We start from the raw sequence: 23,320 nt of genomic DNA, 5'->3' as shown, positions 1-23,320 counted from the left end.
CTCTCACTATGGCGAGATCGACCCCGGGGGTCACCCGGCAGCGGCTCATCGACGAGGCGGTGCGGCTGTTCTCCACCCGCGGATACGCCGAGACCTCGGTCGCCGACATCCAGGCGGCGTGCGGGCTGACCACCGGCTCGGGCGCGCTCTACAAGCACTTCCCGTCGAAACGGGCGCTGCTGGAGGAGGCCGTGCGGCAGAACATGGAGGCCGTCGCCCGGCGCGCCGCCGCGGCCACGGCCGAGCGGCCGGCGGACGCGGACGGGCGCGCGGCGCTGGAGCGCATGGCGCGGGTGGTCTGGGAGTCGCTGGAGAGCGACCGCGATCTCATCCGCATCATGCTGCGCGAGTACGACGGGTTTCCCGACCTGTTCGAGCGCATGTGGGAGGGGGTGCTGGCCGGCGTGTACGCCCAGGGGGTCGCCTGGATCGCCGCGCAGAAGGAGCTGGGCAGGGCCGACGTCGACGATCCGGAGGCGGCCGGGGCCGTGCTCCTGGCGTCCCTGACCTACTATCCGCTGCTCCGGGCCATGATCGGCCACACTCCGGGCGGTCTCGACCCGGAGCGGTTCCTCGCGGCCTGGGTCGAGACCGCCGCCGCCACCCTCCGGCTGCGCTGACGGCGGTGCTGCGCGCGTGCGGCATGCCGACGATCTCCTCGAAGCGCTGCCGCGACTCCGCCGCTCCCACGTCGCGGGCAGTCCGGCGTGTGACAGCCCCTACTCGCCTACGACGAGGCCGCCCGCGCCCGGCTGTGGGCGGAGTCCCAGGCCGCCACCGGCCACCCCGACTGGGCCTGGTGACCCCCCGCGCGATTACATGGCTTGCCATATATAATAGATGGCAAGCCATGTAACCCATCGTCGAGGAGTCGCCATGAAGGCCAGGCAGATCCGTACGATTCAGCGCGCCGTCCACCTGATCGCCGGGCTGGCGATCATCGCTTACGTCTACCTGGCGCCGCCCGCCGACTCGCCTGCCCATGTGGCGATACGCTGGGTCATCCTGCCCGTCCTGCTCGCCTCGGGCGTGGCCATGTGGCAGTGGCCGCGCATCCGCCGGCTGATCCGCGCAAAGGAACGTGTGTGACCTCGTTGCCCCGGCAGTCGTCCCTCGGCTACCAGATCAACCACCTGGCCAGGCTGCTCGGCAACGGGTTGCGGGTCAACATCGCCGACACGGGGGTGACGCCGGGGCAGTTCGCGCAGTTGCTGGCCCTGTTCGAGGAGGACGGGCTCACCCAGCAGGAGCTGTGCGAACGGGTGAGGATCGACCAGTCGACGATGGCCCACACGCTCAAACGCATGCAGCGTGACGGGCTGGTCGTCCGGACCGCCGACCCGCAGGACCGGCGGCGCTCCCACTACCGGCTGACCGAGCGGGCCCGCCAGATCCAGCCCGAGCTCACCCGGGGCGCGCGGGAGGCCAACGCCCGCGCGCTGCGGGGGATCGACCAGGAGGAGTTCGACGCGTTCATGCGCACGCTCGACCGCATGATCGCGAACCTGGAGGAGAGCGACCAGCGGTAGCCGCGAGCGCCCCGTGAGTCACATGATCGCGAGCTGGCCCCCGTCGATGACCAGCTCCGTGCCGTGGATGAAGGCGGCGTCGTCGGAGGCCAGGAAGGCGTAGCCGGCGGCGACCTCCTCCGGCAGCCCCGCCCTCCCGAGGGGGATGTGCTCGCGCTCGTACGAGGTGACGAAGTCGCCCGCGAGCCCGGCCGAGATCGAGGCGTTGAGCGGGGTCTGGATGTAGCCGGGGCACAGCGCGTTGACGCGGATGCCGTGCTGGCCCAGCTCGACGGCCATCGTCTTGGTGAGCAGCAGCACGCCGCCCTTGGAGGCGTTGTAGTGGGCGTAGTCGGCCTCCCCGCCCAGCCCGTTGGTGGAGGACATGTTGAGGATGACCCCGCACGTGCCCTGCTCCACCAGGTGGCGGGCCACGGCCTGGGCGACGAGGAACATGCCGCGCAGGTTGACCGCGATGATCCTGTCCCAGTGGCCGGGCGTGATCTCCAGGAACGGCTCGCGCCAGGCCGTACCGGCGTTGTTGATCAGGACGTCGAGGCCGCCCAGCGCCGCGATCGCGCCCGTCACCAGCCGGGTCACGTCGGCCTCCGCGCTGACGTCGCCGGCGAGCCCGTGCACCTCGCCCAGCGCGGACAGCTCCGCCACCGTGCCGTCCACCTCTTCCCGCTGAAGCCCGCCGAGCACGACCCTGGCCCCTTCCTCCAGGAACCTGCGGGCCGTGGCGGCGCCGATGCCGCTGCTCCCGCCGCTGATCAGCACCCGCTTGCCGGCCAGTCCCCGCATGATGTCCCTTCCTTCGTCAGCGGACCGCGCCGCGGGCCGCGACGCGGAGTTCGGTGGTGACCTGCCCGTTCTCGACGCCGTAGGCGAGGTCGAAGAGGTTGACGGCCGAGCAGGCGTGGCTGGGGATGAGCTGCGCCCGCGTGCCGACCGGCAGCTCGCCGTGATGCCCGGGCTCCAGGTGGGCGACCGCGTGCTCCTCGTTGAGGAACTCCATGCGCAGGTACGGCAGGCTCACGGCCCTGATCCAGCCGGGCGTGCCGTACCCGTCGGAGGTCAGGCACTTGGTGCCCGCGTCGAAGACGACCCGTTCCGGCGTCGGCCTGGCGATGACGGTGGTCAGCACGCGGGCCGCCGCGGTCTGCTCGGTGGCCACGCCCAGGCGCATCATCGCGGTGTCGTTGAAGATGTAGGTGCCCGGCCGGATCTCGGTCACGCCGGCCACGCCGGCCGCGTGCCGGGCGGTGGGGGTGGAGCCGACGCTGATCTCCCGCAGCTCGATGCCGTCCCGGGCGCACAGCTCGGCGGTGGCGACCAGGTCTTCGCCTTCGCGGCGGGCGGTCTCTTCGAGCTCCGCCGGCGTACGCGCGTGGTAGGCGTGACCGGCCAGCGTGAGCAGCCCCACGACCTCGACGCCGGGGACGGCGGCGATCTCGGCGACCAGGTCGGCGGTGGGACGGCCGGGCGGGCGGCCCAGCCGGTGCTGACCCGTGTCCACCTCCACCAGCACCTCCACCGGCGGGCCGCCCAACCGGCCGAGCCCGGCGGCCACCTCGGGGGAGTCGAGGCTGACCCGTATCCTGGCGCGCTCGCGCAGCGCGGCCAGGCGGCGCAGCTTGGGCTCGCCCCAGACGGGAAAGGCCAGCAGGATGTCGTCGATCCCGGCGTCGGCCATCACCTCGGCCTCGCCCAGCTTGGCGCAGGTGATGCCGCCGGCCCCGGCGTCGAGCTGCATCCGCGCCAGCTCGGGCATCTTGTGCGTCTTGATATGGGGCCGCAGCCTGACGCCGTGCTTGGCGGCCGCCTTGGCCATCTCCATGATGTTGGCCCTGACCGCGTCGAGGTCGATGACGAGCGCCGGAGTGTCGAGTTCGGGGTACATCGGTGGACCGCCCCTTCGGAAGATTTCCCCGAAAATAGCATCGATTCCGAATCGTGCACCAGCGTTCCGAGATGTGGAACTGCACCCCCTCTTGACAGCGATCTCGCTTCCTGGTGTTCTGGCACGGATTTGGAACTTCATTCCGCATCACAGAATGAGGAGCGAGGCATGAGAGTCGGCGACCCGTGGGGGCGGCGGCCCCGGCCGGAGGCGCCCGGCCACCGGCTCGGCGGGCCTGCGGCGGACCTGGAACGTTACGCCGCCCGGTTCGCCGCCTTCCACCACGTCGACGGCTCGCACGCCGCCGAGCGGGATCGCGAGGAGCGGCCGGCTTGCGGCGGATGGCCGTCCTGTGGCGGACGACTTGCCCGCGGTGGGTGGCCGGCTCGCGGTGGGCAATTGGCCTGCGGTGGGTGGCCCGGCTGCGGCGAGTGGCCGGCCCGTGCGGTTGGCGGTTGCCGGTGGTGCGGTGTGGTGACCGGCCGGTCGTCGGTGCGGCTGCGTGGCGTGGCCGCTGATGAGCCGGGCCGGTCCTCGCGGGCCGCCGCTGCGTCGCGTGGGGGCCGGGGCCCGCGGGCCGCTGCGTCGGGCCGGCCGGGCCGGGGCCCGCAGGCCGCCGTTGCGGCGTGCGGGTCGGGATGTGGCGGCGGGCCGCCGTTACCTGCACGGCTTGTACGGCTTGTCGAACAGCGAGTAGTCCTCGGGCTTCTTGAGGGAGTTGAACTTCAGCGTCTTCGACTCGGCGCAGAAGCTCGCCGGCGCGGTCTCGTACTCCACGTGGAACACAGGCTTGCCCGCCTTGACGAAGACGCTCAGCTCAGAGCACTCGTCGAACTGGAAGCACTCCTCGTTGACCGCGTAGTCGAAGGACGACACCAGCTCCCCGGCCTGGCTGAGGTCGTTCTTCAGTGCCACCGACAGGCCCCGGTCGTGGGCCAGGCCGGCCAGCGCGCGGTTGTAGACGAGCTGGGTGGCGGGGGAGACGGTCCAGCCGGTGACCGACTTGCCCTCCTCGTGGGCGTTGACGACGTCGAACTCGACCCCGTCGAAGCCCGCCTGGACGCACTTGTCGACGCGGGCCGCCATCATCTTCAGCAGGAAGTCGCGCTGGCCCTTGTCGTTGTTGATGTTCGCCCAGCGCTCGTTCGGGAACTCGGCGCTGAAGGGCTTGCCCAGCAGGGAGTTGCCGTTCTTCTTGTGGAAGTCCACGAACTGCTGGTAGTCGGGCCGGAAGTCCTCGATCGAGCCGGCGTCGATGTAGCAGATCGCCTTGGCCCCGCGGGCGTGGATGGCCTTGACGGCCGCCGTGTTGAGCGTCTTGTTGTCGCCGGCGACCTCCTCGGCGGCGTACAGGTCGATGTCGAAGACGGTCGGCCGCACGCAGGCGCCGCCGCTCTGCGGGACCCCGCAGATGTCGACGTTGACGCCGCCGGTGGCGGCGTAGGTCTTGCTGCCCTGGAGCTGGTACTGCCAGCGGCTGTCCACCGGCGGACGCCAGATCGCCGCCGACTCCGCCGCCTGGGCGGGGGCCGCGAGGAGTGTCGCGGAGGCCGGTATCAGGGCCGTGGCCACGGCGAGCCGGGTTAAGAGTGTCCGGAGGTTCAATGCATTGGTCCTTCCGCGATACGGAATGCTATTCCGTGATAAGGGAAACCCATGGCTGACGAGGTGATCGATCCGATCTTGATGTTGAGAATCCCATAAGAGCAGACACCTCGCCAGCGGTATCCGCCAAACCATCATTTTCCGAATGATGGAATCCTGGTCTGCATGGTGGATGCGTGGTTATACTCACCCGCACGCAGCGGGCCCATGCCCGCCGTGCTCAATGGAGGGAAACAGCCCCATGGCACGCATCGTGTTCATCGGCGCGGGCAGCGTCGAGTTCACCAAGAACGTCCTCTCCGACATCCTGACCTTCCCCGAGCTGGGGGAGTCCACCCTTGTCCTGCACGACATCGACGCCGAGCGGCTGGCCACGGCCGAGGCCATGGCGAACTGGATGGTCGCCGAGCTGGGCCTGGGCGCCAAGGTGGAGGCGCACCTCGACCGGCGGGCCGCCGTGGACGGCGCCGACTACGTGATCAACGAGATCGCGGTCGGCGGGCACGCGGCCACCCGCGTCGACTTCGAGATCCCCCGCAGTTACGGGCTGCGGCAGACGATCGCCGACACCCTCGGCGTCGGCGGCGTCTTCCGCGCGCTGCGGACGATCCCGGTGATGGTGGCCCTGGGCACGGACCTGGCCGAACTGGCCCCGCACGCGCTGCTGCTCAACTACACCAACCCGATGGCGATGATCCCCCGCGCCGTCTACGAGGGGACCGCGTTCAGGAACGTCGTCGGGCTCTGCCATTCCGTACGCGACACCCAGGCCCGGCTGGCCTCACTCGTCGAGGTGCCGGAGGAAGAGGTGTCGTTCGTCACCGCCGGGGCCAACCACCAGGCGTTCGTGCTGAAGTTCGAGCACAAGGGCAGGAACCTGTATCCGGTGCTCGACGAGGTCATCGCCCGTGACCCGGAGCTGCGCCGTACCGTGCGGGTGGAGATGTACCGCCGGTTCGGTCACTTCCCCACCGAGAGCAGCGAGCACGGCTCGGAGTACCTGCCCTGGTTCCTGCACCACGACGACCAGGTGGAGCACTTCCGCATCCCCGTCGAGATCTACCTGCGGTGGTCGGCGGAGAACCTCGGCACGTACGAGGAGACCAGGCGGCGGCTGGCCGCCGGGGAGGGTGTCGAGATCGCCCCCGCCGGGGAGCTGGCCTCGGACGTCATCCACTCCATCGAGACCGGCACCCCCAGGGTCGTGCACGGCAACGTGCGCAACGGCGGCCTGATCTCCAATCTGCCCGACGACGCCTGCGTCGAGGTGCCGTGCCTGGTGGACCGGGCCGGGATGCGCCCGACCCGCATCGGCGCGCTGCCGCCCCAGCTCGCCGCGCTGAACCGGACGTTCCTCAACGTCGGCGAGCTGACCGTGCGCGCGGCGCTGGAGGGCCGCCGCGACCACGTCTACCACGCCGTCATGCTCGACCCGAACGCCTCGGCCACGCTGACGCTCCAGCAGATCCACGACCTCGTGGACGACATGATCGCCGCCCACGGCGACCTGCTCCCCGAGGGCGTCCGATGAGGCGCGCGCCCGTCGCCGCCGTGCTCCTCGCCCTGGCGGTCACCGGCTGCTCGGGCGGCGGCCAGGAGCAGGCGGCCGGCGGCCCCGTGGAGATCACGATCTGGCACGGCCAGGAGGACAACTCGGCCAAGTCGATCGAGAAGCTGGTCGCGCGGTTCAACCAGAGCCACCCCGACGTCAAGGTGAAGACCGAGTCCGGCGGGGCCACCGCCGACGGGATGCTGCCCAAGCTCACCGCCGCGCTGGCCTCCGACGCCTATCCCGACATCGCCTACCTGTACGGCTCCTGGGCCCCCAACATCGCCAGGAACCCCAAGACGGCCGACCTCACCGAGGTCGTCAAGGACCCGGCGATCAACTGGCAGGACTTCTGGGCCGGCGAGCGGGAGTCCGTCACCGTCAACGGCAAGGTCATCGCCTTCCCCGCCGTGGTCGACAACATGGTGGTCCTCTACAACAGGAAACTGCTGGCCAAGGCCGGCGTCGAGGCGCCCGGACCGGACTGGACCTGGGACGACTTCCGGGCCAAGGCCAAGCAGGTCACCAGCGCCAAGGACGGCGTCTTCGGCGCCACCTGGCCGATCAGCGGCGGCGAGGAGGCGGTCTGGGGCCTGTGGCCGATGCTCTGGCAGGCCGGCGGGGACATCCTCACGCCCGACCACAAGAAGGCCGCCTTCAACTCCGCCGCCGGCCAGCAGGCGCTCGGCAGGCTGCGTGACATGGCCGTGGTCGACAAGTCGGTCTATCTCGACTCCAGCCCGGCGGAGAAGGGCCAGAAGCTGTTCGAGTCGGGGCGGCTCGGCATGTTCATGACCGGTCCGTGGGTGCTGCCCGACCTGCAGGCGGCCAAGGTCGACTACGGCGTCGCGCAGCTGCCCGGCACCGACGGCAACCACGAGACGATCTCGGGGCCGGACAACTGGGTGGTGTTCGAGCACGACGAGCGCCGGGTCAAGGCCGCGGCCACGTTCCTGGCCTGGCTGACGGCGGCCGAGCAGCAGCTGGAGTGGATGGGCGACACCGGCTCGCTGCCGATCCGCGAGTCGATCACCAAGCTGCCCGGCTATAAGGACTATGTCGCGAAATATCCGGGCATTGAGGTGATCTCGGCGAACCTGGCCAACGCCAAACGGGTCCGGCCGCCGACCACCCGATACCCCCGGGTCTCCGCCTTCGTGGCCGAGGCCATCGCCCAGGCGCTGCTCGGCAAGAGCGACGCCAAGACCGCCCTGGACCAGGCGGCCGGCAAGGCGGACGCCGCGCTGGCCGTACCGGGATCATGAGCAGCACCGCGCTCAGCGCCGCCCGCACCGGGCACCGGCAGCCCCGCGACCGGCGCAGGCTCGGCGACAACGTCGCCGGCTGGTCGTTCGCGGGCCCCGCGTCGCTGGTCATCCTCGGCTTCTCGCTCATACCCATGGCCTGGGCGCTGGCGTTGTCGTTCACCGACTCCGACCTGATGACACCGGGCACGAACGTGGGGCTCGCCAACTACCGGGCGCTGCTCGACGACCCCGTGTTCCTCCAGGCGGTGGCCAACACCGGGCTGCTGCTGGTGCTCTACATCCCGGCCTCCCTGGTCACCGGGCTGGTCGTGGCCGTGCTGCTGAACAGGAAGGTCCGCGGGATCGGGTTCTACCGGACCTGTTTCCTGGTGCCGTACATCGTCTCGGCCACCGCCACCGGGCTGCTCATGGGCTACATCTTCGACCGCGACTTCGGGTTGATGAACGGCCTGCTCGTCAAGCTCGGGCTGCCGGTGCAGGGGCTGCTGAGCGACCCGTCGCAGGCCATGCTCGTGCTCACGCTGATCTTCTTCTGGACGCGGTTCGGATTCGCCGTGGTCATCTACCTGGCGGCCATCCAGGAGATCAGCAAGGAGGTGCTGGAGGCCGCCGCGATCGACGGAGCGGGGTCGTGGACCACCTTCAGGCACGTCATCGTCCCGTCGGTACGGCCGATGACGATCTTCCTGACGGTGTGGGGCATGATCGACGCGTTGCAGTTCTTCGACCTGGTCATGACCACCACCAAGGGCGGCCCGGCCAACGCGACCGTGACCATCGTCTACTACGTCTGGCAGCTCGCCTTCACCTTCAACACCGCCGGGTACGGCGCGGCCGTGGCGTACGTGCTGTTCGCCGGCACCCTGGTGCTGATCGTCACGGGCCTGCTGATCGCGCGGCGGAGGGGAGCGACCGGATGAGATGGCCCAGCAAGTGGCACCTGGTGCTGGTGCCGATGTCGGCGGTGGTCGTGCTGCCGTTCGTGTGGCTGCTGCTCAGCTCCGTCATGACCCAGGCCGAGCTCAACCGGTTCCCGCCGGCGATCTGGCCCGAGGCCGTGGACCTGGGCGGCTACCGCACGGTCGTCGAGCGCTCGAACTTCCCGCGCTGGTTCCTCAACAGCGTGATCGTCTCGGGCGCCATCGTGGCGGCCCAGCTCGTGCTGTGCAGCATGGCCGGGTACGCCTTCGCCAGGATCAGGTTCGCCGGCTCCAAGACGGTGCTGATCCTGGTCATCGCGACCGCGCTGATCCCGTTCCAGCTCACGGTCATCCCGACGTTCCTGATCTTCAGCGAGGCCGGGCTGACCGACACGCTCGGCGCGCTGATCGTGCCGTCGCTGGCCTCCGCCGTGGGCATCTACCTGATGACCTCGTTCTTCCAGTCGTTCCCCAAGGAGTTGGAGGAGGCCGCGCGGATCGACGGCTGCTCGCGCTTCGGCGTGTTCTTCCGGGTCGTGCTGCCGGTGGCCAGGCCGGCGATGGCGGCGCTGGCCGTGATCACGTTCATCACGGCCTGGAACGACCTGTTCTGGCCGCTGGTGGCGATCAACTCCGAGGCCAACTACACGGTGCAGGCGGGGCTGACGACCTTCCAGGGCCAGCACCGGGCCGACTGGCCGGCCATCATGGCGGGCACGGTGCTGACCACGCTGCCGGTGCTGGCCGTGTTCCTGTTCGGCCAGCGCCGTTTCGTCCAGGCGCTGACCGGCGCGGTCAAGGGCTGAGGTCGCGGCACGGGCCGGCGGGGACCAGTGGCACCGGCCCGTCAGGCCTGCTCGGCGACCGCCTGCCGCAGCTTCTCGCCGATCTCCTCCATCCTGGCCGGCGACATCCGGTCCTTGAGCGCCGTCACGCTCACCGCCGCGACCGGCGCCGTCCTCCCCAGGAAGACGGGGACCGCCACGCAGCGCACGCCCGGCTCGTTCTCCTCCAGGTCGAGCGCGTAGCCGCGCGTGCGCACCTGGTCCAGGTGGGTGGCCAGCTTGGCGGGGTTGGTCATGGTGTTACGGGTCCTGGTGGCCAGCGGGCCGTACCGGGCGGCCCACGCCTTGACGGCCTCGTCCGTCGGGTACGTCCAGGCCAGCAGCGCCTTGCCGACGCCCGTGCAGTGGGCGGCGTTGCGGCCGCCCACCACGGACGTCATCGTGATCGTCCGCACCGCCTCCACCTTGTCCAGGTAGACGACCTCGCCGCCGTCCAGCATGGCCATGTGCACCGTCTCGGCGAACTCGTCGCTCAGCCGCAGGAGCAGCGGCCGCACCAGGCTGCGCAGGTCCATCGTCTCGTAGAACCTGAAGGCCGTGGCCAGCATCTCGGTGCCGAGGAAGTACGGCCCGCCGGGCTCCGGCTGCGCGGCGAACCCCCGGTGCTTCAGGGCCCCCAGCAGCCGGTGCAGCGAGCTCTTGGGCAGCCCGAGCCTGGTGGCGAGCTCGTCGAGCGTAACGCCTCTGCTGTGTTTGCCGATCTCCTGCAAGATCAGCAGCGCGCGATCGACGCTTCCCACCGGGGACTGCCCGTCCGCCACTACCCTCGCCTCCCTGTTCCGCTTCATGGAAGGCTAGCGCGTATCGCGGAACCGCTCCAGTCAGCGGGTGTCGCCGGGCCGGGTGGCCCATCCGCCGTACTCGTAGCGCGTGTACCGGCCTCCCTGATGGGGCTCGGTGTAGGCGCCCAGCTCGGCCGCGAAGTCCTCCGCGTCGTCCATCGGCCGGTATCCGAGGGCGCTCGCCGCCGCGTTCTGCGTCCACCACGACCGCGTGTTGCGTGAGACGCCGTAGACGACCACGTGTCCCGAGCCGGGCGGCGCGGTCAGGCAGGCGCCGTAGAGCCGCGCCGCGTCGTCGTGGCTCAGCCAGGTGTGCAGGTGGCGCGGTTCGGTGGGGCGTTCCTCGAAGGAGCCGACGCGTACGGAGATCACGTCGAGGCCGAAGCGGTGGGCGTACAGGCTGCCCAGCGCCTCCCCGAACGCCTTGGCCGCGCCGTACAGGCCGTCGGGCCGCACCGCCTCCTCCCCGTCGAGGGTCGCCCCCGCCGGGTGGAAGCCGGTGATGCGGTTGGAGCTGGTGTTGACGACGAGCCGGACGCCCTCCCTGCGGCACGCCTCGAAGACGTTGTAGACGCCCTCCAGGTTGGGGCCCTTGATCGCGTCGAAGCCGGCCTCATCGGAGACGCCCCCGAGGTGGATCACCGCCTCGGTGCCCCGCACGGCCGCCCGCACCTGGTCGAGGTCCAGGAGGTCGGCCGGCGCGAACTCCTCGTGCGCGGCGAGCGGGCCGACGTCGCGGAGATCGGACAGGCGCACCCGCGCGATCTTGGGCAGCAGGGTGCGCCGCAGCACCTGGCCGATGTTTCCGGCGGCTCCGGTCACGAGGACGTGTTCGGGGAGTCTGGTCATGTTGATCACTTATCCATGATTTCCGGGATGCGGGTGGCGATCTGCTCGCGGGCGTGCTCGCACTCGGCGAAGCTGTGCGGGCAGGCGAGGGCGTGCTCGACGAGCTCCTTGGCGGCCCGGGCCCGCGAGATGCGCCGTTCCAGCTCCTGAACGTGGTGGCGCAGCAGATCACGGTGGTCCATCGGATCGGCGGCGGACAGCAGCACGCGCAACTCGCCCAGCGTGAAGCCGGCCTCCTTGCCCATCAGGATCAGCGCCACCCGCTCGAGATCGCGCTGCCCGTAGGCACGCTGACCACCCGCGCGCCGCGCGGGTGCCAGCAGGCCCATGCTCTCCCAATGGCGCAGGACATGCGTGTCCAGGCCGAACCGCTCCGCCAGCTCTCCGATGGCCATCCCCTCGCTTGACTTCATGTGTACATTAACCGGCACGGTTGCGGCATGATCAAGCCGACCGTTGCGATGACGCGGGTGGTCAACTCCTGCGTCCTGCTCGAACTCGACGGCCACGCCGTCCTCACCGACCCCTGGTTCACCGAACGGTGGTGGCTGCGCCGTGGCGAGCCGCTGGGCCTGCGCGTTCGCGACCTTCCCCCGCTCACCGCCGTCGTGGTCACCAACCTGGCCACCAACCACTGGGACCTGCGCGCGCTGCGCCACTTCCCGGCCAAGGACACCACACCGCTGTACGTGCCCACGCGCGGCATGGCCCGCCGGGCCCGAGCCCTCGGATTCCGGCGGGCGGAGCGCCTGACGTGGGGGCGGACACTCGACCTCGCGCCCGGCCTGTCCATGACGGTCGTGCCGTCCGGGCGGACCCTCGTATGGCCCAACAACGCCTACGTCTTCGCCACGGCGGGCGGCCGGGTCGTCTTCTTCGGAGGGGAGGCGGGGGAGGTCGCGCCGCTGGAGCGCTACCGGGCCGATCTGGCCCTGCTGCCCGTGAACGGGCTGCGCCCCCTGTTCGGGCCCCGCCTGGTGATGGGGCCGGAACAGGCCGTCGCGGGGGCGTCCGCGCTCGGCGCCGAGGTCCTGGTCCCCGTGCATGACGCCCATGGCCACGACCCGCTGTCGCGACTGTTCCGCACCGGCGGCACCGCCTCCGACGCCGTGGCACTGGCGGGTCCGGAACTGCGGGTGGTGGACCTGCCGACAGGCAAACGGTGGGAACTCGACGCGAGTGCCTGATCCGTCCGGTGCGGGTCTTCGACGCCGCAGCGCATCTGGACGCCGGCTACCGGCTGGAGCACGTGTCCGACGCCGGGGAGACGGCATCGGCGCCGGCCTGCTCCGCCGCCGCGGGGCCGGGTGGCCGGCGCCTCCACGGCGGATCGAGCAGCCCCAGCCGGCGCGTGTTCAACGCCACGTGGATCGCGGCGGGGGCCACGACGATCGAGCCCAGCGTGTCGGTGGCGTAATGCGCTCCCAGGTAGACCCGCGCCAGCATCTGGACGGCCACGAGCACGAAGCCCGCCGCCAGCACCGGCCGGTGGAAGCGGGTATGCCTGACCAGGGTCGCGACGGCGATCACGATCGACAGGGTCAGGCACACGTGACCGCTGGGGAAGCTGCCGGAGCCGAGGCCGTACACCAGGGAGTCGGAGACCGGGGGCCGGGACCGGGCGACGACGGTCTTGAGCACCCAGCTGACGCCCCACCCGGCGGCGATCACCACCAGCACGCGCCCGGCGGCCCGCGGCCGGCCCGAGACGGCCACCCCCACGACGAGGGCGGCGGCGAGGAGCGGGCCCATGACCGTGCCGAACCCCACGTTCAGGACCTGCGCCACCGCGGTCGGCCACGGGCTCCGGAGCGACTGGACCCCGTCGCTCACGGCGGCGTCCACGGCGGTCCACGCGGGCGTACGGGCGGCGAAGCCCATCACCGTGCCGAGAACGAGGAGCGCCACCGAAACCGAAACCGGGAACCCCGCTCTGTTCGACCTCATGGTGGAACGATAAAGAGGGCCGGATAAGGCCGAGTTCAGCCTCCGGCGCGGGCGCGCGCGGTCCGCAGGACGAGCAGCCCGCCGATCCCCGGGACGAACGCGAGCAGGCGGGCGGCGGGCCGGACCGTCCAGGTGGCCGCGATCACGGCGAGGTAGGCGATGCCGTGCAGCGGGCCGCAGAACGTCGTGATCACCTTGGCGTGCACGGTGAACAGGTTGCCGAGCAGGAGCACGAGGGATGCGGCCTCGACGGCGGCCGCGATCCGGAGCAGGCGCATGGCGGTCAGTCCCCCGCGCCGGGCCGTACGATCATCAGGACCACGACGACCGCCCAGGCCAGGTTGTAGAAGCCGGCCAGCATGGACATCACGCGCAGCGGCCGTTCGTCGCCGGGCTCGCTGAGCGCGGCGCGCTGGCGCGGGTAGATCTGCGTGGCCAGCAGGGCGCCCGCGACGGCCGTGAGGATCATGGAGACGATGATCCAGATCTCGCCCATCCGGCCCTGCACGCTCGCCAGGATGATCCCGGCCAAGGGGACGATGAGCCCGAAGGCGGCGTAGCCCCCGGTGATGCGGTGCAGCGCGACCGCGACACTCCGGTTGCGCTCGCCCGGATCCGGCGGCGGCTCGCCCTGCCCGCCGGTCGCGACCGGCACGTAACGGGGGAACAGGCTCGTCGCCACGGCCGAGCCTCCCACGAACACGATGCCGGCCAGGACGTGCACCGACAGCAGGACATGCTCCAGCATTCCTTGACCTCCAACCTTCAGGGTGACTGAAGCCTAGCGCAAGCTTCAGCCGCCCTGAAGGTCGGGAGCGCTGGGTGTGGTGCCTGGCGGGCAATGCGATTCGGGTGCGGCGCCTCGTCGTGGCGATGTTCAAACCGTCTGAGGTGAAGGGCCCGGGGCGGGGGGCCAACTTTCACTTTTCGGAACGATAGTCTAACGTTCGGAACATGTCCGAGATGGCTGCCGAGCTCAAGCTCGTCGGATCCGACCGCGTGCTGGCGGTCCTCGCCGAGCTGGCTCGCCACCCCGACGGTATCGGCTTGGAGGAGATGGCCCGAGCGGTGGCCAGCCCCAAGCCGACGGTTCACCGTGCCCTGGCGTCGCTGCGCCGCGCCGGATTCGCGGCGCAGCACGGCCACGGGCGGTACGTGCTCGGCGACGAGTTCCTGCGGATGGCCTTCGCCCACCACGAGGCCCGGCCTGACCACGTGCGGGTCACGCCGATCCTGCGGGCTCTGTGCGACCGCTACGGCGAGACCGTGCACTACGCGGTGCTGGAAGGGACCTCGGTCGTCTACCGCTCCAAGCTCGACCCGTCCGACGGGGCCGTCCGGCTGACCTCCGTCGTCGGGGGCCGGAACCCGGCACACTGCACCGCCGTCGGCAAGGCGCTGCTCGCCGACGCCCTGCGCACCGAGGAAGCGGTGCGCGAGTGGGTGGGGGAGCGGCGGCTGGAGCTGCCGACTGAGCGCTCGATCGGCACGGTGGAGCAGCTGCACGCCGAGCTGGCGCGCATCCGCGAGCTGGGCTACGCCGTCGACGACCAGGAGAACGAGCCGGGCGTCAACTGCGTGGCGGTCCTGGCCTACCTGACCTCGCCCACCGTTCCCAGCGGCGCCGTCAGCGTCAGCGGGCTGGCCTACCGGACGCCGCTGAGGTCGCTCGTCGACGACCTGGCCGCCATCCGCCGCATCGTCGCGGGGCAGGAGACCTCGTGAACGTCACCGCCGCCCGTACCCTTCCGATCCGAACACGGAGAAAGCGTTGTACCTGATGCGCATCGGCGCGCCCGGCGCCGAGAAGCCCGTCGTCCGCGTGGACGAGTCCCACTACATCGACGTCTCGGACGTCACGCCCGATTTCGACGAGCGTTTCTTCGCCGCGGGCGGCGCCGCGTTGCTGGCCGACCAGGTCGCCCGGGGTGAGGTGCGGGCGTTCGCGGGTGAGCGGGTCGGCGCGCCGATCGCCCGGCCGCACCAGATCCTGTGCATCGGCCTGAACTACAGCGACCACGCCGCCGAGACCGGCCAGGCCGTGCCGGATGAGCCGATCCTGTTCACCAAATCGCCCAACACCCTGATCGGCCCGTACGACGAGGTGCGCATCCCGCGCGGCTCCACCAAGCCCGACTGGGAGGTCGAGCTCGGCATCGTGATCGGCAGGCGCACCTCCTACCTCGACTCGGTCGAGGAGGCCGCCGCCGCCATCGCGGGGTACTGCGTGGTCAACGACGTGAGCGAGCGGGCCTTCCAGATGGAGCGGGGCGGCCAGTGGTCCAAGGGCAAGTCCGCCGAGACCTTCAACCCGGCCGGCCCGTGGCTGGTCACCCCGGACGAGATCCCCGACGTCAAGAACCTGGGCATGTGGCTCGACGTCAACGGCGTACGCCGGCAGACCGGCACCACCAAGACGATGATCTTCGACTTGTACGTCATCGTGCACTATCTGAGCCAGTTCATGGTGCTGGAGCCCGGCGACCTGATCAACACCGGCACCCCGCCCGGCGTCGGCATGGGCCACAACCCGCCCATCTGGCTCCAGCCCGGAGACGTGATCGAACTCGGCATCGACAGGCTCGGCAACCAGCGCCAGCAGGTCCTGGGCCCGCGGTAAGGACAGAGCGGTAAGGACAGATATGAGCGTCACCCATTCCGAGAAGCGGCGGCTGACCGCCCCGGACCCCGCCGTCCTGGCAGCGGTCGAGGCCGCCGTGCCCGGGATCACCCGTACGCGGGCCACCGACCGGCTCGGCATGGCCCATGACGCCTCCCACTACCTGCTCACCCCGCAGGCGGTCCTGGTGCCGGAGAGCGCCGAGCAGGTGGCGGCGCTCATGCGGACCGGACTGCCGCTGACGTTCCGCTCCGGGGGCACCAGCCTGAGCGGGCAGGGCGTGAGCGAGCACCTGCTGGTCGACACCCGGCGGCACTTCCGCGGCATCGAGGTGCTCGACGGCGGCGACCGGGTCCGCGTGCAGCCGGGCGCCGTGCTGCGCCAGGTCAACGCCCGGCTGGCCGCCCACGGCCGCAAGCTCGGCCCGGACCCGGCCAGCGAGTCGGCCTGCACGATCGGCGGCGTCGTCGCCAACAACTCCAGCGGCATGACCTGCGGCACCCACGCCAACACGTACCGGACGCTGGAGTCGCTGGTCCTCGTGCTCCCCAGCGGCACCGTCGTCGACACCGCCGCCCCCGACGCCGACGCGCGGCTGCGCGCGCTGGAGCCCGAGCTGGCGCAGGGCCTGGAACGGCTGCGCGACCGGGTCCGCGGCAACCCCGAGTCGGTGCGGCGCGTCACCGCCCAGTTCTCCCTGAAGAACACCATGGGGTACGGGCTCAACAGCTTCCTCGACCACGACACGCCCGCGCAGATTCTCGCCCACCTCGCGATCGGCAGCGAGGGGACCCTGGGCTTCGTCGCGCAGGCGGTCCTGCGCACGGTCCCGGCGCACCGCCTGGCCGCGACCGGCCTGCTCGTCTTCCCCACGCTGCGCCGGGCGATGGCGGCGATGCCGCAGCTCGTCACCGCCGGCCCCGCCGCCGTCGAGCTGCTGGACGCCGAGTCCCTGCGGGTGGCCCAGCGGGACCCCAGGGCCGACGACGTCCTGCGCACGCTGACCGTACGGGACCACGCCGCGCTCCTGGTCGAGTGGCAGGAGTCGGACCCCGAAGCGCTCGCCGAGCACGAGCGCATGGCCGAGCGGCTGTTCGCCACGCTCGACCTGGCCGCCCCGGCGCGGCTGAGCAGGGACGCGGGCGGCCGGGCCGCTCTGTGGCACATCCGCAAGGGCCTGTACGCCTCCGTCGCCGGCGCCCGGCCCAGCGGCACCACCGCGCTCCTGGAGGACGTCGCCGTCCCCGTGCCCGTCCTGGCCGACCTCTGCGACGACCTGGCCGGCCTGTTCGCCAAGCACAGGTACGAGCGCAGCGTGATCTTCGGCCACGCCAAGGACGGCAACCTGCACTTCATGCTCAACGAGCGCTTCGACACCGACCTGGAGCGCTACGCCGACTTCACCGAGGACATGGTCGCCGCCGTGCTCGACCGGGGCGGCACGCTCAAGGCCGAGCACGGCACCGGCCGCGTCATGGCCCCCTTCGTCCGCCGCCAGTACGGTGACGAGCTGTTCGAGGTGATGCGCGAGGTCAAGCGCCTGTGCGACCCCGCGGGCACGCTCAACCCCGGCGTCGTCCTCACCGACGACCCGCACGCCCACCTGCGCGACCTCAAGAACGTCGTCACCGTCGAGCCCGAGGTCGACCGGTGCGTGGAGTGCGGCTACTGCGAGCCCGTCTGCCCCAGCAGAGACCTCACCACCACGCCGCGCCAGCGCATCGTGCTCCGGCGGGAGCTGGCCGCCGCCCAGGAGGCGGGCGACCACGCGCTGGCGAAACGGCTGGAGGAGGAGTACGGCTACGACGCCGTGGACACCTGCGCCGTGGACGGCATGTGCGCCACCGCCTGCCCCGTCCTCATCAACACCGGTGACCTGACCAAACGCCTGCGCGAAGAGCGCCACGGCCGCGCCGCCCGCGCGGGCTGGAAGTCCGCCGCCAAGCACTGGAACGGCGTCACCCGGGCCATGAACCTGGCCCTCGACGCCGCCGCCGCGGCGCCTGCCCCGCTGGCCGAGGGCGCGAGCAAGGCCGCCCGCGCCGTGGCGGGCCAGGACGCCGTCCCGCAGTGGAGCCGCGACCTGCCCCGGGGCGGGACGCCCCGCCGCCCGGCCCCGGCCGAGGACGCCGACGCCGTCTTCGTCCCGTCCTGCCTGAACACCCTGTTCGCCCCGGCCGAGGGCGGCCCCGGCGCGATGGCCGCCCTGCTCAGCCTGGCCGAGCGGGCGGGCGTGCGGCTGCGCGTGCCCGACGGGATCGGCAGCCTGTGCTGCGGCACGCCCTGGTCGTCCAAGGGCCTCGCGGACGGCTACGAGGTGATGCGCCATCGGGTCCGGGACGCGCTGGCGGCGGCCACGGACGGCGGCCGGATCCCGGTCGTCAGCGACGCCGCCTCCTGCACCGAGGGCTTCGAACGCCTCACCGCCGCGGCCTCGCCCGCCATCCGGGTGCTCGACGCGGTCGCCTTCACCGCCGAGCACCTCCTGCCGCGCCTGCCCGCCGCCCGCCGGCTGCCCTCACTGGCCCTGCACCCGACCTGCTCCTCGACCCGGCTCGGCCTCGACGCCGCCATCACCCGCGTCGCCGAGACCGTCGCCGAACGGGTCGTCGTGCCGGACGGCTGGCAGTGCTGCGCCTTCGCCGGCGACCGCGGCCTGCTCCACCCCGAGCTGACCGCCTCCGCCACCCGGGCGGAGGCCGCCGCCGTGGCGCGGGAGGACTTCGCCGCCCACGCCTCGGTCAACCGTACGTGCGAGCTCGGCCTGACCCGCGCCACCGGCAAGCCGTACCACCACCTCCTGGAGCTCCTGGACCGGGTCACTACCCCTTGACGGCCGCGCCGGTGACCGAGGAGGCCCAGTACAGGGCCTTGGCCACCTGCGGGAACAGCCCCTTGGGGTGGTTGCGGAACATCGGCTCCGTGCCGAACAGCACCACGGCCGCACCCCGCTCGTCCCTGCCGCTCACCACGGCCGCCTGGCCCCTGGCGGCGTCCTGGCCGCCGGTGCCGTCGGCGTCGGGCCGCCAGTGGCCGGAGACCAGCGGGCCCTCGGTCGCGTACGACTGCTCGACCGTGACCTCCGGCCCGAGGCCGGTGAACCAGCGCGGCGAGTACACGAACGAGTGGTCCGGCGATCCGCCGCCCACCTGCCCACCCACTGGGCCGCTCAGTGGGCCGCCCGTGGAGAGCACGCGTACGACGCCGTTGGCGTCGCCGCGGCCCGCGACGGCGGTCGCGGTGAGCAGCCCGGCGGCGGCGTTGAAGGCCGCTCCGGTGCCGCCACGGGTGATCACGCCGCCGGTGGTCAGGAACGCGTCGAGCGCCGTCCTGGCCGCCGGGTTGAGCGCGGTGTAGCTCAGCCCGCTGGAGACGAACAGCACGTCGGTCCCGCTCCAGTCGTAGCCCGCGTTGAGGGCCGCCGTGGAGACGGGGGTGACGGCGAAGCCCAGCTCGCGCAGCGTGAACAGCTCGTCGGCCGAGGCGGCGGCGGCGATCCTGACCTGCGAGAGCGGCGCGCCGGACGCCGTCCCTGCGGGAGTGAAGACGACGCCGTAGCGCTCTGAGACCTCGCGGGCGGCCTGTCGCGCCGAGGCGGGCACGATGGCCGCGCCGTCCGCCCAGGTCACCGCCGTGCCCTGGGCCAGGAGGTCGTTCAGCGCGAGGACGTCCTTGGCGTCGGTCACCTTGAGCGCGAGCGCCCCGGGCGTGCGCGGCACGGACCCGGTCGGCGCGGCGGCCTTGACCGGGTCGGCCTGCACCCGCAGGGACGTGACGCCCTCCACGCCGGCGCCCCAGAGCAGGCCGTGGCTCCAGCCGGAGATGTCGTACATGGCGTCCACCCTGGGCGAGATGTCCGCGCCGGCCTCCAGCATGACATTGGCCAGCCCGCGCTTCGGCTGGCGCATGTCCACCACGTATGAACCGGCCGGATACGTCCTGCCGTCCGCCCGGAACGCGTGTCTGGCCCGTTCGACCCGCACGTCGTTCGCGATCAGGTGGTCCACCAGGCGCGCGGCGGCCGCCTCCGAGCGCCGGCCGGTGATGACGTACGCCCGGGGGAAGGTGGTGGTGTAGACGTCCTCCGGCCCGAACCCGGGTACGATGCCGAGCGGCACCGTCTTGGACGGCTCCCCGGCCGCGCCGCGCCGGAACACCTCGATCTGGTCGGCGATCAGCCGGTCGTGCCGGTCGCGCACGAAGGCGTAGGTGGACCGGATGGCGGCGGCGGCCACGGCGGTGTTGATCGCGGAGCGGCGGCGCAGCTCCTCGACCGGCAGCTGGGTGTAGTCGGAGCCGTTGACCCGCAGCGGGATCTCGACGGTGTGCGCGGCCACCGCGCCGTGGAAGGGCGCGTACTGCGGGGTGAAGATCGGCGGCCAGTCGTCCCAGCCCTCCGCGGAGTCGCGGAACGGGATCTGCGCCGGGTACACGCCGTCCTTCTCGACGGTGTAGCCCAGCCCGTTCACGGCGGCCTCCATGCCGAGGCCGTTGGCGTAGGTGTTCTGGATGAACAGGTCGTACTCGTAGTTGGCGCCGTGCGGCGGCGTGGTCGGCTCGATGAGCGTGCCGTTGACGTAGCCGTGCAGGTCGATCATGGTGACCGGCTGGGCGTCGATCATGATCTGGCGCATCGCCCGCACCTCGGGCTGGGAGGCGGTGACGAAGTCGCGGTTCAGGTCGAAGCCGGCGCCGTTCTGGCGTACGCCGGTGACGCGGCCGTCGGGGTTGGCGGTGACGTTGAAGTACAGGCGGGTGCGCGCCAGCAGGTCGGCGACCTTGGGATCCTTGCTGGTGGCGAGCTCCTCGATGACGCGCAGGGCGGCGTCGGTGCCCTCCCACTCGTTGCCGTGGATGTTGGCGTTGACGAACACCGGCGCCTTGTACCTCTTGACCAGCTTCCGGTCGCGGGCGGCGGCGGCCGGGTCGTTCTCGATGCGGTCGCGGATGCGCTCCTGCTCGCGCGTCGCGGCGGCGCTCTCCGGCGCGGTGACGGTCACCAGGTAGAGGTCGCGGCCCCCGTACGAGCGGCCGATGACCTGCGCGCTGACCCGGTCGCCGCGCTGCTGCAGGTCGTTCAGCCGGGGCGCGATGCCGTGGTGGGGCACCAGGCCCAGCTTGATCGAGGCGTCGGCCGGGTTCTCGGGGGGCACCGGCAGCCGGGTCCGGCGGGGGTAGCCCCGGTCGTGCGACAGGATGCCGGGCTGCTCGGCCTGCTCGGACCGGGCGGCTGCGCGCGCCTCGGCCCGCTCGGGCACGTCGGCGGCGACCTCGTTCCGTTCCGGGCCGTTGCCGAAGTCGCGCACGGCCGGGGCCGGCGGCGCGACCGGGTCGGCCGACACCGCGTTCGGGACGAGCGGGATCACGAGGAGCCCGGTGAGCAGAGCCGGGAGCAGGGCAGGGGGCAGGCGCAAGGGAGTCCTCCAGATTGTGCGGATCAGGGTTCCCGGTAGTCGGCGGCGACCCCCACCAGGGAGATCAGCCCGGACGCGAACTCCAGCGCCTCCGCGTGCCCCTCCGCGAACGGCGGCTGGAAGCCCACGGCCTGCCACGTCCGCGTGCCGGGGTCCCACAGGTCGGCGCCCACCTCGAAGTCCCACCCATAGACGCCGTGGTCGTACCAGAGCTCGTCGGCGGAGTTGCCGGCCGCGGAGTAGAGCACGTCCGTCACGGGCCCGGTCTGCTGGGGCCAGATGACGGTGCCGCGCTCGGCGGCGATGGCCTGCTCGATCGTGCGGGCCGAGCGCAGGAAGTACGCCTCCTGCTGCGTCGTGGGCCTGGGCAGGGTGACGCGGCCGTCCAGCCGGTACGCGCCGGGCGGCCACATGAAGTAGCCGCCGTAGCTGTGCACGTTCATGGCGAACCTGATGTTGCGGTGCTTCTCGGCCAGCCACATGACGTTGCGGCTCTCGGGCTCGGAATGCTCGGCGGGGCCCGCGTACGTGCCGCTCTGGCAGTTGGCCGAGGCGCCGAAGTACCCGTCGGACAGCGAGCCGACGGCGTAGTTGCGGTTGACGTCCACGCCCCAGGTGTTGCGCAGCGCCGGGTCGGACTGCTGCGCCGGGCAGTGGTTCGTCATGTTCTTCCGCTGGCCGTTGAAGTCGTAGAAGCTGTAGTTGGCGCCGTCCGGGTTGACGGTCGGCACGATGAAGACGTCGGTGCGCTCCAGCAGCCTGCGGGTGGCCTTGTCGCGGGCGTAGTTGCGCAGCAGCCGTTCGGCCGCCTCGACCACGACGAGGGGCGCCACCCACTCGCGGGCGTGCTCCTGGGCGTATGCCAGCACTCCGGTGCGGCTGCCGTCGCGGTGCGCGCCGATCCGGAGGGCCAGCACCCGGGCGGGCGCGCGGGAGACGCTCGCGGGCGCGTTGAGGAAGTCGCTGAGCTGGGTGAGCGGCGCGGTTGCCATGACGCCGTCGCCCGCGTTGCCGCGGTAGGTGGTGGCCTTGACGCCGGTGCCGCCAGTGGAGTTCGGCACGGTGGCGTTGATCGCGGCCGTGACCTGGGCGGCGGTGCTGGCGGGGGCGCCCGAGGCGTCGGTGGCCAGGCTGACGGTGATGAGCTTGCCGTTCACGGTGACCTGCAGCGGGCGGCCGGGCGCGCCGGGGTTCACCAGCTCGGCGGCCAGGTCGTTGCCGCCCTCGGAGCCGTACGCGTCCGAGGTGATCACGACGGCGGCGGCGGGCGGCGTGCCGATCAGCGCCTGGGCGTGCCGCCGGTAGCCGTTGGTCGGGTACGGCAGCGTGATCAGCTCGGTGAGCTTGGGGTAGCGCTGGTGCAGCGCCTTGATCCGCTCGTTGAGCTGCGCGGGCGGCATGTACTGGGTGACGAAGTCCTTCTGGTAGCCGGGACCGGCGCGGTCCGGCTGGTCGCCGTCGGGCCACTCCCTGACCCTCGCCTCGGCCGTGCCGCCGCCGGCGGAGGTCACGGTGACCCACTGCGGCCGGGCGTCGGCGGGCACCGGGGTGCTGAACTGGTGGCCCAGGTACGCGCCCGCGTCCACGTACGCGACCATCGGCGCCTGCCCGGTCGAGCCGCCCTTGCCCTTCCACGTCACGGTGAGCGTGGCCGCCTCGCCCGCGCTGCTGGACGCCTCCACCGACAGGAAGTAGCCGTCGCGGGACTTCATCCAGACGGCCCGTTCGATGACCAGCCGGTCCTGGGCGGCGGTGGCCTTGGCCTTCGCCTGGGGCGGCGTGCCCGGCGCCAGGGTCGCGCCGAGCGCGGCGTAGGAGGTGAGCTGGCTGGGCGTGGCCACCGCGTCCACCTGGACGCTGCCGTCCGCCTGCGGGCGCACCCGCTCGGTGAGGTCGGCTCCCGAGGCCACCAGCCGCTCCATCGCGGCGCGGTCGGGCACGGAGAGCGTGACCAGCGAGGCCGGCTCCGGGTCACCCGGCCCGGCGACCGCCGGGACGGATGGCTCCGCGGCCACGAACGTCGTGAGAACGATCAACAGAACGACTGCGGACGCCCGTAAACCACGCATCTGCCCCTCCTGGATCACCCGTATGGGGCACATTCAAGGCG

Annotated in this window: 22 protein-coding genes; 11 read left to right on the top strand and 11 right to left on the bottom strand. The window is 71.7% G+C overall.

Annotated features, from left to right (window positions below):
• The first annotated feature begins 8 nt into the window (after positions 1-8).
• The 3 genes from ACIHFD_RS10495 (at position 9) to ACIHFD_RS10485 (ending at position 1,529) form a co-directional block, all read left to right on the top strand.
• On the top strand, positions 9-620 hold the full coding sequence (locus ACIHFD_RS10495; protein WP_397366531.1) for a TetR/AcrR family transcriptional regulator: 612 nt from the start codon (positions 9-11) through the stop codon (positions 618-620).
• Between the two features lie 256 nt (positions 621-876).
• On the top strand, positions 877-1,089 hold the full coding sequence (locus tag ACIHFD_RS10490; RefSeq protein WP_350727326.1) for a hypothetical protein: 213 nt from the start codon (positions 877-879) through the stop codon (positions 1,087-1,089).
• Entirely contained in the window at positions 1,086-1,529 is a 444-nt protein-coding gene (locus ACIHFD_RS10485) for a MarR family transcriptional regulator (protein WP_363971507.1), read from the top strand. Before ACIHFD_RS10490 ends, ACIHFD_RS10485 begins: the two co-directional genes overlap by 4 nt.
• An 18-nt stretch (positions 1,530-1,547) precedes the next feature.
• Here the strand turns inward: ACIHFD_RS10485 and ACIHFD_RS10480 are convergent, their stop codons facing one another.
• From ACIHFD_RS10480 to ACIHFD_RS10470, 3 genes are all read right to left on the bottom strand, one after another.
• Positions 1,548-2,312 (bottom strand): SDR family NAD(P)-dependent oxidoreductase, encoded by a 765-nt coding sequence (locus ACIHFD_RS10480; RefSeq protein ID WP_397366530.1) that lies wholly within the window; start codon positions 2,310-2,312, stop codon positions 1,548-1,550.
• Between the two features lie 16 nt (positions 2,313-2,328).
• Positions 2,329-3,411, bottom strand: coding sequence for an alanine racemase (locus ACIHFD_RS10475; protein ID WP_397366529.1), 1,083 nt, complete (start codon positions 3,409-3,411; stop codon positions 2,329-2,331).
• A gap of 657 nt (positions 3,412-4,068) precedes the next feature.
• A complete protein-coding gene (locus ACIHFD_RS10470) occupies positions 4,069-5,016 on the bottom strand; it encodes an endo alpha-1,4 polygalactosaminidase (protein ID WP_397366528.1) in 948 nt (315 codons plus the stop codon).
• Between the two features lie 241 nt (positions 5,017-5,257).
• Between ACIHFD_RS10470 and ACIHFD_RS10465 the strand changes: the two genes are divergently transcribed.
• Genes ACIHFD_RS10465 through ACIHFD_RS10450 form a run of 4 tightly spaced genes read left to right on the top strand, consistent with a single transcriptional unit; the run spans position 5,258 to position 9,559 of the window.
• Complete coding sequence (locus ACIHFD_RS10465; protein WP_397366527.1) at positions 5,258-6,547, top strand: alpha-glucosidase/alpha-galactosidase; 1,290 nt, start codon at positions 5,258-5,260, stop codon at positions 6,545-6,547.
• Entirely contained in the window at positions 6,544-7,830 is a 1,287-nt protein-coding gene (locus tag ACIHFD_RS10460) for an ABC transporter substrate-binding protein (protein ID WP_397366525.1), read from the top strand. The genes ACIHFD_RS10465 and ACIHFD_RS10460 overlap by 4 nt, the downstream gene beginning before the upstream one ends.
• Positions 7,827-8,753 (top strand): carbohydrate ABC transporter permease, encoded by a 927-nt coding sequence (locus ACIHFD_RS10455; protein ID WP_397366524.1) that lies wholly within the window; start codon positions 7,827-7,829, stop codon positions 8,751-8,753. Before ACIHFD_RS10460 ends, ACIHFD_RS10455 begins: the two co-directional genes overlap by 4 nt.
• On the top strand, positions 8,750-9,559 hold the full coding sequence (locus ACIHFD_RS10450) for a carbohydrate ABC transporter permease (RefSeq protein ID WP_350727334.1): 810 nt from the start codon (positions 8,750-8,752) through the stop codon (positions 9,557-9,559). Before ACIHFD_RS10455 ends, ACIHFD_RS10450 begins: the two co-directional genes overlap by 4 nt.
• Positions 9,560-9,600: 41 nt before the next feature.
• Here the strand turns inward: ACIHFD_RS10450 and ACIHFD_RS10445 are convergent, their stop codons facing one another.
• From ACIHFD_RS10445 to ACIHFD_RS10435, 3 genes are read right to left on the bottom strand one after another with little or no spacing between them, the layout of a single operon-like run.
• Positions 9,601-10,359 carry an IclR family transcriptional regulator gene (locus tag ACIHFD_RS10445; RefSeq protein WP_397366523.1) on the bottom strand — a complete coding sequence of 253 codons (759 nt, stop codon included), beginning with the start codon at positions 10,357-10,359 and terminating at the stop codon, positions 9,601-9,603.
• Positions 10,360-10,419: 60 nt separating this feature from the next.
• Positions 10,420-11,229: an NAD-dependent epimerase/dehydratase family protein gene (locus tag ACIHFD_RS10440; protein WP_397366522.1), complete on the bottom strand. Its 810-nt coding sequence runs from the start codon at positions 11,227-11,229 to the stop codon at positions 10,420-10,422.
• Between the two features lie 5 nt (positions 11,230-11,234).
• Positions 11,235-11,642, bottom strand: coding sequence for a MerR family transcriptional regulator (locus ACIHFD_RS10435; RefSeq protein WP_355200386.1), 408 nt, complete (start codon positions 11,640-11,642; stop codon positions 11,235-11,237).
• Between the two features lie 27 nt (positions 11,643-11,669).
• Here ACIHFD_RS10435 and ACIHFD_RS10430 point away from each other — a divergent pair, with 27 nt between their 5' ends.
• On the top strand, positions 11,670-12,416 hold the full coding sequence (locus ACIHFD_RS10430) for an MBL fold metallo-hydrolase (RefSeq protein ID WP_397366521.1): 747 nt from the start codon (positions 11,670-11,672) through the stop codon (positions 12,414-12,416).
• 46 nt (positions 12,417-12,462) lie between these two features.
• On the opposite strand, the gene ACIHFD_RS10425 is transcribed toward ACIHFD_RS10430, so the two are convergent.
• From ACIHFD_RS10425 to ACIHFD_RS10415, 3 genes are read right to left on the bottom strand one after another with little or no spacing between them, the layout of a single operon-like run.
• Positions 12,463-13,176 carry a phosphatase PAP2 family protein gene (locus ACIHFD_RS10425; RefSeq protein WP_397366520.1) on the bottom strand — a complete coding sequence of 238 codons (714 nt, stop codon included), beginning with the start codon at positions 13,174-13,176 and terminating at the stop codon, positions 12,463-12,465.
• Positions 13,177-13,211: 35 nt separating this feature from the next.
• The gene (locus ACIHFD_RS10420) at positions 13,212-13,454 is read right to left on the bottom strand and encodes a hypothetical protein (RefSeq protein WP_397366519.1); all 243 of its coding nucleotides are present in this window, start codon (positions 13,452-13,454) and stop codon (positions 13,212-13,214) included.
• Positions 13,455-13,459: 5 nt separating this feature from the next.
• Complete coding sequence (locus ACIHFD_RS10415) at positions 13,460-13,924, bottom strand: hypothetical protein (protein ID WP_397366518.1); 465 nt, start codon at positions 13,922-13,924, stop codon at positions 13,460-13,462.
• A 206-nt stretch (positions 13,925-14,130) separates the two neighbouring features.
• On the opposite strand from ACIHFD_RS10415, the gene ACIHFD_RS10410 reads away from it, so the two are divergent.
• The 3 genes from ACIHFD_RS10410 to ACIHFD_RS10400 are packed head-to-tail and all read left to right on the top strand — an operon-like array spanning position 14,131 to position 18,629.
• Positions 14,131-14,901 (top strand): IclR family transcriptional regulator, encoded by a 771-nt coding sequence (locus ACIHFD_RS10410; RefSeq protein WP_397366517.1) that lies wholly within the window; start codon positions 14,131-14,133, stop codon positions 14,899-14,901.
• A gap of 46 nt (positions 14,902-14,947) precedes the next feature.
• Positions 14,948-15,796: a fumarylacetoacetate hydrolase family protein gene (locus tag ACIHFD_RS10405; RefSeq protein WP_397366516.1), complete on the top strand. Its 849-nt coding sequence runs from the start codon at positions 14,948-14,950 to the stop codon at positions 15,794-15,796.
• 22 nt (positions 15,797-15,818) lie between these two features.
• On the top strand, positions 15,819-18,629 hold the full coding sequence (locus ACIHFD_RS10400; RefSeq protein WP_397366515.1) for an FAD-binding and (Fe-S)-binding domain-containing protein: 2,811 nt from the start codon (positions 15,819-15,821) through the stop codon (positions 18,627-18,629).
• Here the strand turns inward: ACIHFD_RS10400 and ACIHFD_RS10395 are convergent.
• Positions 18,619-21,210: a M14 family zinc carboxypeptidase gene (locus tag ACIHFD_RS10395; RefSeq protein ID WP_397366514.1), complete on the bottom strand. Its 2,592-nt coding sequence runs from the start codon at positions 21,208-21,210 to the stop codon at positions 18,619-18,621. The two genes, ACIHFD_RS10400 and ACIHFD_RS10395, sit on opposite strands and share 11 nt — an antisense overlap.
• Before the next feature lie 23 nt (positions 21,211-21,233).
• Entirely contained in the window at positions 21,234-23,246 is a 2,013-nt protein-coding gene (locus tag ACIHFD_RS10390) for a M14 family metallopeptidase (protein ID WP_397366513.1), read from the bottom strand.
• Between the last annotated feature and the right edge of the window lie 74 nt (positions 23,247-23,320).

It is taken from the genome of Nonomuraea sp. NPDC051941 (genome assembly GCF_044593615.1).
This window is presented reverse-complemented; position numbering and strand designations above follow the sequence as displayed.